Source organism: Pseudomonas sp. SIMBA_067, assembly GCF_046534675.1.
Lineage (GTDB): Bacteria > Pseudomonadota > Gammaproteobacteria > Pseudomonadales > Pseudomonadaceae > Aquipseudomonas > Aquipseudomonas putida.
On sequence record NZ_JAWRYH010000002.1, the window covers coordinates 344,471 to 357,063 of the forward strand.

A 12,593-nucleotide genomic window follows, 5' to 3' on the forward strand; every position below is an offset into this window, starting at 1 on the left:
ACAACACCCGCGTAAAAAATAAAAGACGGTACGCTTGAGATAGCCCTTCACACGAGAAATAGCGGATAATGGCACGCCCCGATTTGCAGCAAATCTGCCGTAGATGTGCCATTTCAGGGCATCATGGGGTTGGCTTGACATCAGTATGGCTTTTCGATTGACTGGTCCTGCAAGCCCCCCTTGATTGATATTTTTAACAACAAAGGTGTTGCATCATGTCGGTACCCCCGCGTGCCGTTCAGCTTAACGAAGCGAACGCGTTCCTTAAGGAACATCCTGAGGTTCTCTACGTTGACCTTCTGATTGCAGATATGAATGGTGTGGTGCGTGGCAAGCGCATTGAGCGCACCAGCCTCCACAAGGTTTACGAGAAAGGCATCAACCTGCCGGCCTCCCTCTTCGCCCTGGACATCAACGGTTCCACCGTCGAAAGCACCGGGCTTGGCCTGGACATCGGCGATGCTGACCGCATCTGCTACCCGATCCCCGACACGCTCTGTAATGAGCCGTGGCAAAAGCGCCCCACTGCCCAACTGCTGATGACCATGCACGAGATCGAAGGCGAGCCGTTCTTCGCCGACCCTCGTGAAGTGCTGCGTCAGGTAGTGAGCAAGTTCGACGAACTGGGCCTTACCATCTGCGCTGCATTCGAGCTGGAGTTCTACCTGATCGACCAGGAGAACGTGAACGGCCGCCCACAGCCGCCGCGCTCGCCAATTTCAGGTAAACGCCCGCAGTCGACCCAGGTGTACCTGATCGACGACCTCGACGAATATGCCGACTGCCTGCAGGACATCCTTGAAGGCGCGAAAGAACAAGGCATCCCGGCCGACGCCATCGTCAAGGAAAGCGCCCCGGCGCAGTTCGAAGTCAACCTGCACCACGTGCCCGACCCGCTCAAGGCCTGTGACTACGCAGTACTGCTCAAGCGGTTGATCAAGAACATCGCCTACGACCATGAAATGGATACCACCTTCATGGCCAAGCCCTACCCGGGCCAGGCAGGCAACGGCCTGCATGTACACATTTCCGTGCTGGACAAAGATGGCCACAACATCTTCACCAGCGAGGATCCCGAGCAGAACGCCGCGCTACGTCACGCTGTCGGCGGTGTGCTCGAGACCCTGCCCGCGTCCATGGCGTTCCTTTGCCCGAACGTCAACTCGTACCGCCGCTTTGGCGCGCAGTTCTATGTACCGAACGCGCCAAGCTGGGGCCTGGACAACCGCACCGTAGCGCTGCGTGTGCCAACAGGCTCTGCCGATGCCGTGCGCCTCGAGCACCGGGTAGCCGGCGCCGATGCCAACCCGTACCTGATGATGGCGGCCGTGCTGGCTGGCGTGCACCATGGCCTGACCAACAAGATCGAGCCGGGCAAGCCGATCGAAGGCAACTCGTACGAACAGCTGGAGCAGAGCCTGCCGAACAACCTGCGCGATGCCCTGCGCGAGCTGGACGACAGCGAGATCCTCAACAAGTACATCGATCCGAAGTACATCGACATCTTTGTCGCGTGCAAGGAAAGCGAGCTGGAGGAGTTCGAACACTCGATCTCCGACCTCGAGTACAACTGGTACCTGCACACCGTGTAAACAAGACGCCGCCCACAAGGGCGGCGTTTTTGCTTGAGACCGGTGTCGCCTGCTTCGCGGGCGAGCCCGCGAAGAGGCCGGCACAGGCTTACAGGGGCTTCTCGAAAATCTTGGAGTTGCGCTGGTAGTTGTACAGCGATGCCCGCGCCGATGGCAGGCGCTCCACGCCGCTGGGTGCAAAACCGCGCTCACGGAACCAGTGCGCAGTACGCGTCGTCAGCACAAACAGGGTATTCAAACCCATCTGTCGCGCCCGGCTCTCGATGCGCTCCAGCAATTCATCCCCGCGCCCGCCGTGGCGGTATTCCGGGTTCACCGCCAGGCACGCCAACTCCCCTGCTTCGGATTCGGCAATCGGGTACAGCGCCGCACAGGCGATGATCATGCCCTCGCGCTCGACCACGCTGAACTGCTCGATCTCCCGCTCCAGCACTTCACGCGAGCGGCGCACCAGGATGCCCTGTTCTTCCAGCGGGCTGATCAGCTCCAGCAAGCCGCCTACATCCTCGATGGTCGCCTCACGCACCACTTCGAACTGCTCCTGCGACACCAGCGTACCGCCACCACCACGGGTGAACAGCTCGGTCAGCAGCGCGCCGTCCTCGGCATAACTGACAATGTGGCTGCGTGCCACGCCGCCCTTGCAGGCCTCGGCGGCGGCGTCCAGCAGTTCACCCTGGTAGTCGCTGCCCAGGCGCTGCAGGTGCGGGGCAACCTGCTGCGGCCGCAGTTCCCGCACCAGCTTGCCGTCTGCGTCCAGCAGGCCCGGCTCGGCGCCGAACAGCAGCAACTTGTCGGCCCCCAGCTCAATGGCGGCACGGGTGGCCACGTCTTCGCAGGCCAGGTTGAAGATTTCCCCGGTGGGCGAGTAGCCCAGCGGCGATAGCAGCACGATGGAGCGCTCGTCGAGCAGGCGGCTGATGCCCTTGCGGTCGACCCGGCGCACTTCACCGGTGTGGTGGTAGTCCACCCCTTCAAGCACGCCGATCGGCCGCGCGGTGACCAGGTTGCCGGACGCCACCCGCAGGCGCGAGCCCTGCATCGGCGAAGCGGCGATGTCCATCGACAGGCGCGCCTCGATGGCCAGGCGCAGGGCGCCAACGGCATCGATCACGCAGTCCAGGGTGGCGGCATCGGTGATACGCAGGCCATGGTGGTAGTGCGGGGTCAGCCCGCGCTCGGCCAATCGGCTTTCGATCTGCGGGCGCGAGCCATGCACCAGCACCAGGCGCACGCCAAGGCTGTGCAGCAACACCAGGTCGTGGACGATGTTGCCGAAATTAGGGTGTTCCACCCCATCGCCGGGGAGCATGACCACGAAGGTGCAGTCGCGATGGGCATTGATGTACGGGGAGGCATGACGCAGCCAGTTGACGTAGTCGGGCATGACAGGGCCTGTGGATAAGTGGACGGAGAACGGCGATACAAGGGGCGTTCAAGATCATCGTCGGAACAGGCTTGCGGTCACGCGCGGTCTCCTCTAGGCAGGAACGAATCAACTCGATTGACGTTTAGTGCAGGCAATAGTGCCGGATCAGGTCACGCAATAGACGCACGGTAGGCTCGATTCGTGACATTTCAAGGTATTCGCCGGGCTGGTGGGCACAGGCGATGTCGCCAGGGCCCAGCACGATGGTCTGGCAGCCCAGCTGCTGAAGATAAGGCGCTTCGGTGCCAAACGCCACCGCTTCGGCGCGATGGCCGGTCAGGCGTTCCGCCACTTGCACCAGCTCGGTATCGGCAGCCTGCTCGAACGGCGGCACCTCCGGGAACAGTGGCGCGTAGTCGATGCGCACTTCATGGCGCTCGGCCACGGGCACCAGCTTCTCGCGAATGGCTGCGCGCAGTTGCTCTACATCCATGCCCGGCAACGGCCGCAGGTCGAATTCAAGCGCACACTGGCCGCAGATGCGGTTGGGGTTGTCGCCGCCGTGGATGCAGCCAAAGTTCATGGTCGGGGTCGGCACGGTGAACTGTGGGTTGCGATAGGTGTGCTGCCATTGCTGGCGCAAGCCCATCAGCTCGGCCATCACCGCGTGCATGGCCTCCAGGGCGCTGCGGCCCAGGCTTGGGTCCGACGAATGGCCGCTGCGCCCGAGGATGTCGATGCGGTCCATGAGAATGCCCTTGTGCATGCGGATTGGCCGCAGCCCGGTAGGCTCGCCGATGACCGCAGCACGGCCCAGCGGCTGGCCGGCCTCGGCCAGGGCGCGGGCACCGGACATGGAGCTTTCTTCGTCGCAGGTGGCGAGGATCAGCAGTGGCTGCTTGAAGTCGTGCTCCAACAGCGGGATGACGGCTTCGATGACCAAGGCGAAAAAGCCCTTCATGTCGCAGCTGCCCAAGCCGACCCAGCGCCCATCGACCTCGGTCAGCTTCAACGGGTCGCTGGCCCACAGCTGTTCGTCATAGGGGACGGTGTCGCTGTGCCCGGCCAGCACCAGGCCACCCGGGCCGCTGCCACGGCTGGCCAGCAGGTTGAACTTGCCTGCAGTGACCTGCTGGATGTCGCATGTAAACCCCAGGTCGCCCAGCCACCCCGCCAGCAGGTCGATGACCTGGCGGTTGGACTGGTCCAGCGCGGGCTGGGTGCAACTGACCGAAGGCGCGGCGATCAAGGCGGCAAACTGGTCTTTCAGCGTCGGCAACGGCATGCACATACTCCTCGGAAGCGTTGCCCATCATAGGACTATCCGCCGTCTGGAATAAACCGTTGGCGGCTGACTGCTGTAGACTCTCCGCCAACCACGCCCCTCTTTCGAGTCTGTGATGCACAAAGAAACCGAACTGAAGCTCCGCGCCAGCCGCGAGACCCTTGCCGCCCTGCGCGAGCACCCTCTGCTGAAAAAGCGCAACAAGTCCGGCTGGCAGACCCGTGAACTGCTCAACCAGTACTTCGACACCCCCGAGCGTGAGCTGGCCGCTGCCCGTGTCGCCCTGCGCCTGCGCCGCGATGGCGATGCCGTCATCCAGACCCTCAAGTGCCGCGGCACCAGCGTGGCCGGCCTGTCCGAGCGCAACGAGTACGAATGGAACCTGGACAAGGTCAAGCTCGACCTGAAGAAGCTGGACGCCACCTGCTGGCCCGAGCAACTGGCAGGCCTGGACAAGAAAACCATCAAGCCGCTGTTCACCACCGACTTCAGCCGTGAATACGCCGAAATCGCCTGGGGCCGTGGCAAGAGCAAAGTAGTGATCGAGGCCGCGCTGGACCAGGGCTTCGTGATTGCCGGCAAGCGTAAGGAAGAGATCTGCGAGCTGGAACTGGAACTGCGCGAAGGTGACCCGCAAGCGCTGTTGGAGCTGGCCGCCGAGCTGGCCGCCAGCCTGCCGCTGATGCCCTGCGACATCAGCAAGGCCGAGCGTGGCTACCGCCTGCTGGAGCCGGACAGCTACGAGCTGGGCCTGCCGCACACCGAGCTGGAAGCCGAAATGGCCCTGGACGACGCCTACGCCGCATTGGCCTGGCAACTGCTGGGCAGCAGCCAGCGCCTGGCCGAGCAGTACCGCCACAACGGCCACTGGCGCCTGCTGCAGGACTGGGTCGAGTGCCTGAGCGAATTGCGCGCACTCACCGCCAGCCTGGGCCAAGCCGCGCCGCGTGCCAGCACCCGTGACCTGCGCAGCAGCCTCGATGCCCTGCTGGAAGACTGGCGCCCGCTGGTGCAGGCCGGCAACGACGACGAGGACATCCGCCGCGCCGCGCCCGAGCAGTTTGCCGAAGAGCTGGAAGACGTGCGCTGGGGCCAGTTCTCGCTGGAAACCTCGCGCTGGCTGCTGGCCCGTACCTGGACCGTGGAGCGCAAGGGCCGTGGCGAACGCCAGGGCAAGGCGCAGCTGGCCAGCTGGCTGGCACACCTGCTGGGCGAAGAAGGCCGTGCGTTGAAGCTGCCGCTGTACACCCAGCGCCCAGAGGACCTGGCCGAGCAGCTGCCACGTATCGAGCAACTGCTGGGCTGGCTGCACCACGCCCGTCAGGTGCTGGAAGCGCCGCAGATGGACCGCCTGTATGGCGACCTGAAGAAGCTGCACGAGCTGGCCGAACTGCCGATCAGCGATGAAGTGCTGGAAGCGCGTATCGAACAGGCCCGGGCGGTAGACCAGAGCCGCGGCTGGAAGCACCTGCTCAAGGCTTGATACCACATCGCCTTTTTCGCAGCACAAGGCTTACAGGTGGACGCAATCCCTGTAGGAGCAGCCTTGTGCTGCGAAGAGGCCCGTTTTGCCACAGATTTTTTCATGTCAGACCGGCCCCTTCGCAGCACAAGGCTGCTCCTACAGTTACCGCATCTGCCTTGTAATGTGTGTCCTACCGCGACAGCGGCAGGCTGGTGGTGGACTTGATCTCCGACAGCGCCACAATCGAGTTCACTTCCTGAATGCCCGGCACGTTCGACAGCTTTTCGAAGAAGAACCGCTCGTAGGCCTCGATGTCCGACGTGACGATGCGCAGCAGAAAGTCCACCGCCCCCATCAGCACATAACACTCCAGTACCTCCGGAAACCCGCGGATCGCCTCGGTGAATTCGGTAAAGTTGGAGCGCCCGTGAGCATTGAGCTTTACTTCGGCGAAAATCTGCGTGTTCAGGCCGACCTTCTTGCGGTCCAGCAATGTCACCTGCCCGCGAATCACCCCCTCTTCCTTCAAGCGTTGTATGCGCCGCCAGCACGGCGATTGCGACAGCCCTACGCGTTCGGCGACCTGCGCGCTGGACAGCGAAGCATCCTCTTGCAGCAGTTCGAGAATGCGGCGGTCGTAGGCGTCCAGCTCGCTATGCATTGTTCAATCTCCTGAGCGGCGTTATTTGAATTGATCAATTCATCAATACAGCGAAATGATCAGATCATAGCGAAAAAATGCCGCCACTGACGTGCAAGAATTTCTCCCACATTTGCGGAGACCAGCATGAACGCACAACCCCGTACCGACGCCTGGGCCGCCAGCAACGCCCACAGCACCGTGCACTACCGCCTGCAGGCCGACGCCGAGCCCGACAGCCTGTGCCGCGTGCTAAACCTGTTTGCCCTGCAGTTCCTGACCCCGCAAAGCGTGCACGTCAGCCAGCAGGAAGACTGGCTGGATATCGAAGTCGGCATTGGCGGCCTGAGCTGGCACCGGGCCGAAGTGATTGCGCAGAAACTGCGTAATTTGGTGTGTGTGGGTGAGGTGAGCCTGACCAACATGCACCGGGTGGAGCTGGCGGTTGTATGAATATTTGCGGCCCCATCGCCGGCAAGCCAGCTCCCACAGGATCACCACAGGTTCGAACATTGCGCAGTACCTGTGGGAGCTGGCTTGCCGGCGATGGGGCCGGTACAGAAATAGCAAATTCCTGAAACCCTTCACCTCCGATGCTCTTCCGCTGCCCGGCTAGCCTTGATCAGCACTCCCCATCAGGCACGGACGCCAACCATGCACACCCCCGACAACCTGGAACTCGACCTGAAGCACATGCTACAGGCCCTGCTCGCCGACCAGTACCTGCACGCCACCGACATCCTGCAAGTGCTCGAACACGCCGCCACCCACCCCACTGGCCACCCGCTGGAACAAATCGCCGCCTGCTGCCTGGAAGACCGCCGGCAACCTGGCCGACTGCTGGAGCTGGACCACCTTTGCCAATGGCTGGCCAATAAGGTCGGCCAGCCCTACCTGCGTATCGACCCCATGCAACTCGACCTGCCCCAGGTCGCCGGCCTGGTATCTCCTGCTTTCGCCCAGCGCCACGGTATCCTCATCGTCGCCGACGACCCCTCCGGCATCACCGTGGCCAGCGCCCAGCCCTACCAGGACGACTGGCAGGCTGACCTGGCCCGCAGCCTGGGTCGGCCGATCCGCCGCGTGCTGGCCAACCCGTTGCAGATCCGCCAGTCAGGGCAGTCGTTTCACCGCCTGGCCCAGTCGGTAAAGGGCGCGCAGCACCAGCAATCGACCAGCCTGGGCGAACTCGAACAGTGGCTGGAGCTAGGCAAGCGCCAGGCCGAGGCCAGCGCCGACGACGCGCACATCGTGCATATCGTCGACTGGCTGCTGCAGTACGCCATTGATCAGCGCGCCAGCGATATCCACCTGGAACCCCGACGCGCACAGGGCCAGTTGCGCTACCGCATCGATGGCCTGCTGCACACCGTGTATGCCTTCCCCGCCGGGGTCACCCTGGCGCTGGTCAGCCGCCTGAAACACCTGGGCCGCCTGGACGTTGCAGAAAAGCGCCGCCCGCAGGACGGCCGCCTGCAAAGCCGGCTACCAGGTGGCGGCGAAGTGGAGCTAAGGCTGTCGACCCTGCCGACCCCGTTCGGCGAAAAGCTGGTACTGCGCCTGTTCGACCCGCACCAACTGCACGAGGGCTTCGAGCGCCTCGGTCTAGAGGGGCCACAACTGGCCCAGTGGCAAGGCCTGCTGCGCCAGCGCCAAGGAATCATCCTGGTCACCGGCCCCACCGGTTCCGGCAAGACCAGCACGCTGTACGCCAGCCTCAAGCTGCTGGCCACACCGCAGGTCAACCTGTGCACCATCGAAGACCCTATCGAGCGCCTGGAGCCGGCCTTCAACCAGCTGCAGGTACAGCCCGCGCTAGACCTGGGTTTTGCCAGCGCCGTGCGGGCCATGCTGCGCCAGGACCCGGACATCATCATGATCGGCGAGATCCGCGACCGCGAAACGGCGCTGGTGGCGGTGCAGGCGGCCCTGACCGGGCACCTCGTACTGTCGACCCTGCATACCAACGACGCCTGCGCTGCAATCACCCGCCTGCAAGAGCTGGGTGTGGCCGACTACCTGATCAAGGCCACGCTGGTCGGGGTCATGGCCCAGCGACTGGTGCGTACTGTGTGCCCAGACTGTGTGGCGAATCCATCAGCCAGTTGCCCGACCTGCCGTGGCACCGGTTTTCATGGGCGTACGGGCCTGTTCGAGCTGCTGCAGCCCAGCGAAAGCCTGCGTGCATTGATTGGCCCGAACGCCGACCTGACCCATTTGCGGCGCCAGGCGCTTGACGATGGCCTGGTTGACCTGCGCCGTTGCGGCGAGGCCAAAGTGGCTTGCGGGCAGACCCGAGCGGAGGAAGTGCTGCGCGTCTGCAGCTGACGAAAAGTCCTTTGTATTCAAGGAACTTGCCTTGCCCGGAAAGATCCAATCGCGCATCTTCAACCCTCACCCTTCGAGGTGTTTCAACATGCGTCTCAAAACCGCCATCGCTGCCGCTGCCTTGCTTTCGCTGCCCATTGGCTCGGCCATGGCCGATACCTTCTGGCGTAACGTGATGACTTCCGGTGCAACCACGGCATCGAGCTACCTGACCTCGCGAGATCACAAACTGGTTGTGGCCGCGCAGGATGACGCTAGCAGCTTCGTCGCCAGCGAAGGCGCGATCCGCGGGCCGTTCCTGGAAGCGGCCATGCGCCAGGCGCGGGCAGAGCACCCAGGGATGCAGGCTTCCGACATGGAGCTGGCCAATGCCATCCTGGCCAAGAATGCGGTAGCCGAGTAATTCCTTGGGGCCGCTTTGCGGCCCCTGTTCTCAGCGATATGCCTCCACCGGAACACACGCACAGAACAGATTCCTGTCCCCATACACGTTGTCCACCCGGTTCACCGCCGGCCAGTACTTGTGCTGGCGCACGTGAGCACTGGGCGCCACCCCCTGCTCCAGGCTATACGGTCTGTCCCACACCCCCAGTACATCAGCCAGGGTATGCGGCGCGTGCTTGAGCGGGTTGTTCTCCGCTGGCCAGTTGCCTTCCTGCACCTCGCCAATCTCTGCACGAATCGCCAGCATCGCCTCGACGAACCGATCCAGCTCGGCTTTCGACTCACTTTCGGTTGGCTCTACCATCAGCGTACCCGGCACCGGGAACGACATGGTCGGGGCGTGGAAGCCATAGTCCATCAGGCGCTTGGCTACGTCCTCCTCGCTGATGCCAGTCAGTGCCTTCAACGGCCGCAGGTCGAGGATGCATTCATGCGCCACCCGCTGGTTGCGCCCGCGGTAGAGCACCGGGAAGGCGCCGCCCAGCTGGCTGGCCAGGTAGTTGGCCGAAAGGATCGCCACCTCGCTGGCATCGGCCAACTGCGGCCCCATCATGGCAATGTACATCCAGCTGATCGGCAAGATGCTTGCGCTACCCCAGGGCGCAGCGCTGACCGCGCTGTTGTTCGGGTCCAGGCCGGGCACCGGTACCACCGGGTGGCTGGCTACAAACGGCGTGAGGTGCGCGCGGATACCGATCGGCCCCATGCCGGGGCCACCCCCGCCGTGGGGAATGCAGAAAGTCTTGTGCAGGTTCATGTGCGAGACATCGGCACCAATGTCGGCCGGACGCGTCAGGCCCACCTGGGCATTGAGGTTGGCGCCATCCATGTACACCTGGCCGCCGTGCTGATGGACCACTTCGCAAATTTCGCGAATACCCTCTTCGTACACCCCGTGGGTGGACGGGTACGTGACCATCAGGCATGACAGGCGCTCCCCGGCCGCGTGGGCCTTGGCCTTGAGGTCCGCCAGGTCGACGTTGCCGTGCTCGTCGCAATCCACGATCACCACCTCCATGCCCGCCATTTGCGCCGACGCCGGGTTGGTGCCGTGCGCCGACGACGGAATCAGGCACAGCGTGCGCTGTGGCTGGTGGCGGCTGCGATGGTAGCGAGTAATGGCCATCAGGCCTGCGTACTCGCCCTGGGCACCGGAGTTGGGCTGCATGCAGATGGCGTCGAAGCCAGTAATCGCGCACAGCCAGCGTTCGAGTTCATCGATCATCGCCTTGTAACCTGTGGCCTGGGCCGCCGGGGCAAAGGGGTGCATCCGGGCAAAGCCGGGCCAGGTGATGGGGATCATCTCACTGGTGGCGTTGAGCTTCATGGTGCACGAGCCCAGCGGGATCATCGACTGGTTCAGGGCCAGGTCCTTGTTCTCCAACTGCTTGAGGTAGCGCAGCATCTCGGTTTCGCTGTGGTGCAGGTTGAACACCGGGTGAGCGAGAAACCGCGTGCGCCGCACCAGGCCAGCAGGAATGCCTTCGGGCAGGGCCAACTGATCGAGGGCAGCGATCTGCAGGCCGTGGTCCACACCGAGAAAGATGTCGAGCAGGCGCAACACCGTGTGCTCGTTACAGGTTTCGTCCAGGCTCACGCCCAGGTGCCCCCGGCCAAGAATGCGCAAGTTGATGTGCGCGGCTTCAGCGCTTTCGATAATGGCCGCCTGGGCACCGCCTACATCCAGGGTGAGGGTGTCGAAGAAATGCTGGTTGAGCCGCTGGATGCCTTTGGCTTCCAGCCCAGCCGCCAGGATGAAGGTCAGCCGGTGCACGCGCTGGGCGATGCGCTGCAGGCCTTCAGGGCCGTGATACACCGCGTAGAAGCCGGCAATGTTGGCCAACAACACCTGGGCCGTGCAGATGTTGGAGTTGGCCTTCTCGCGGCGGATATGCTGCTCGCGGGTTTGCAGGGCCATGCGCAGCGCCGTGTTGCCACGGGCATCGCGGGACACGCCAATGATGCGCCCCGGCATGGCACGCTTGTAGTCGTCGCGGCAGGCGAAGTAGGCCGCGTGGGGGCCACCGTAGCCCATCGGCACGCCGAAGCGCTGGGTCGAGCCCAGCACCACATCGGCGCCCAGCTCGCCGGGGGGCGCCAGCACCACCAGGCTGAGCAGGTCGGCAGCCACGCAGGCCAGCGCCTGCTGGCTGTGCAGATGGTCGATCAGCGGGCGCAGGTCGCGCACCTCGCCGTGGGTGTCGGGGTACTGCAGCAACGCGCCGAAAACCGCGTGTTTGCCAAGGTTATCCACAGCGTCGACGATCAGTTCGAAGCCAAAGCCCTCGGCGCGGGTCTTCAGCACCGACAGTGTCTGCGGGTGGCAGTGTTGGTCGGCAAAGAAGGCGTTGCTCTTGTTGCGCGCCATCCGCTTGGCCAAGGCCATGGCCTCGGCGGCGGCGGTGGCTTCATCGAGCAGCGAGGCATTGGCCAGCGCCAGCCCGGTGAGGTCGATGACCATTTGCTGGAAGTTCAGCAACGCCTCCAGCCGGCCTTGGGCGATTTCGGGTTGATACGGCGTATAGGCGGTGTACCAGCCGGGGTTTTCCAGCACGTTACGCAGGATGACCGTGGGGGTGATGGTGCCGTGGTAGCCCATGCCGATGAGGCTGGTCCAGACCTGGTTCTGCTCGGCGTATCCGGCGAGCTTGGCCAGGGCGGCCTGTTCGTCCAGCGCCGCTGGCAGGTCGAGGGGGCGATTGAGGCGGATGTCTGGCGGTACGGTCTGCTCGATCAGCTCGTTGCGGCTGGCAACACCCAACACGTTGAGCATGGCCTGCTGCTCTGCGGCATCGGGGCCCAGGTGGCGACGCAGGAAAGGGTTGAGCTCTTGCAGTTGATGCAGGGATGGCGACTGGGACATGACGACGCTCTCTTCCTAGACCAGGTCTCATGGAGACTTACAAGTCTAGGAAGGGATTGCAGATTCTGCGGGGAAACTTGCTTGGTCAGTACCGGCCTCTTCGCGGGCATGCCCGCTCCCACAGGTTGATCAAAGGCCAGCGGCGGGCGCTATCCCTGTGGGAGCGGGCGCGCCCGCGAAGCAGGCGACGCGGTCTTACTCGCCGATAGCGGCCTTGTAGCCAGCAGCATCCAGCAGCTTGTCCAGCTCGGCCGGGTTGCTTGGCTTCAGTTTGAAGATCCACGCGCCGTAAGGTTCTTCGTTGAGCTGCTCCGGGCTGTCGGCCAGCTCTTCGTTGACTGCGATCACTTCGCCACCGATAGGGGCGTAGATGTCCGAAGCGGCCTTGACCGACTCCACCACACCTGCAGCGTCGCCAGCGCCAAACACTTTGCCGACTTCAGCCAGCTCGACGAACACCACATCACCCAAGGCTTCCTGGGCGTGATCGCTGATACCCACGGTCACACTGCCGTCGGCTTCCAGGCGAGCCCACTCATGGCTTTCGGCAAAACGCAGTTCGGCGGGGATATTGCTCATGTCTTGAATTCCTCGATTGGCTCAGCGG

General features: G+C 63.6%; 10 protein-coding genes. 5 read left to right on the forward strand and 5 right to left on the reverse strand.

Translation table 11 applies throughout. The annotated features are described in order from the left end of the window. The first annotated feature begins 215 nt into the window (after window positions 1–215). Complete coding sequence (locus SB765_RS06845) at window positions 216–1,592, forward strand: glutamine synthetase family protein (protein ID WP_016502146.1); 1,377 nt, start codon at window positions 216–218, stop codon at window positions 1,590–1,592. 88 nt (window positions 1,593–1,680) lie between these two features. Here SB765_RS06845 and argA read toward each other — a convergent pair whose 3' ends face one another. Together argA and argE are read right to left on the reverse strand one after the other, a co-directional pair. Then, window positions 1,681–2,979 carry an amino-acid N-acetyltransferase gene (argA, locus tag SB765_RS06850; protein WP_016489729.1) on the reverse strand — a complete coding sequence of 433 codons (1,299 nt, stop codon included), beginning with the start codon at window positions 2,977–2,979 and terminating at the stop codon, window positions 1,681–1,683. Window positions 2,980–3,103: 124 nt separating this feature from the next. Further along, window positions 3,104–4,246, reverse strand: coding sequence for an acetylornithine deacetylase (gene argE / locus SB765_RS06855; RefSeq protein WP_410931110.1), 1,143 nt, complete (start codon window positions 4,244–4,246; stop codon window positions 3,104–3,106). A gap of 115 nt (window positions 4,247–4,361) precedes the next feature. Here argE and SB765_RS06860 point away from each other — a divergent pair, with 115 nt between their 5' ends. Continuing rightward, window positions 4,362–5,729, forward strand: a complete 1,368-nt coding sequence (locus SB765_RS06860; protein WP_410910984.1) for a CYTH domain-containing protein — start codon at window positions 4,362–4,364, stop codon at window positions 5,727–5,729. Window positions 5,730–5,901: 172 nt separating this feature from the next. Here SB765_RS06860 and SB765_RS06865 read toward each other — a convergent pair whose 3' ends face one another. Beyond that, window positions 5,902–6,372: an Lrp/AsnC family transcriptional regulator gene (locus tag SB765_RS06865; RefSeq protein ID WP_016502150.1), complete on the reverse strand. Its 471-nt coding sequence runs from the start codon at window positions 6,370–6,372 to the stop codon at window positions 5,902–5,904. Between the two features lie 126 nt (window positions 6,373–6,498). On the opposite strand from SB765_RS06865, the gene SB765_RS06870 reads away from it, so the two are divergent. The 3 genes from SB765_RS06870 to SB765_RS06880 all read left to right on the forward strand — a co-directional run bounded on the left by SB765_RS06870 (window position 6,499) and on the right by SB765_RS06880 (window position 9,082). Continuing rightward, entirely contained in the window at window positions 6,499–6,804 is a 306-nt protein-coding gene (locus SB765_RS06870; protein WP_410910983.1) for a hypothetical protein, read from the forward strand. Between the two features lie 201 nt (window positions 6,805–7,005). Beyond that, a complete protein-coding gene (locus tag SB765_RS06875; RefSeq protein ID WP_410910982.1) occupies window positions 7,006–8,679 on the forward strand; it encodes a GspE/PulE family protein in 1,674 nt (557 codons plus the stop codon). Between the two features lie 88 nt (window positions 8,680–8,767). Then, window positions 8,768–9,082 carry a DUF2388 domain-containing protein gene (locus SB765_RS06880; protein WP_016502153.1) on the forward strand — a complete coding sequence of 105 codons (315 nt, stop codon included), beginning with the start codon at window positions 8,768–8,770 and terminating at the stop codon, window positions 9,080–9,082. Between the two features lie 30 nt (window positions 9,083–9,112). Here the strand turns inward: SB765_RS06880 and gcvP are convergent, their stop codons facing one another. Further along, on the reverse strand, window positions 9,113–11,986 hold the full coding sequence (gcvP, locus tag SB765_RS06885; protein ID WP_341797068.1) for an aminomethyl-transferring glycine dehydrogenase: 2,874 nt from the start codon (window positions 11,984–11,986) through the stop codon (window positions 9,113–9,115). 195 nt (window positions 11,987–12,181) lie between these two features. After that, on the reverse strand, window positions 12,182–12,565 hold the full coding sequence (gene gcvH, locus SB765_RS06890; RefSeq protein WP_341797069.1) for a glycine cleavage system protein GcvH: 384 nt from the start codon (window positions 12,563–12,565) through the stop codon (window positions 12,182–12,184). Between the last annotated feature and the right edge of the window lie 28 nt (window positions 12,566–12,593).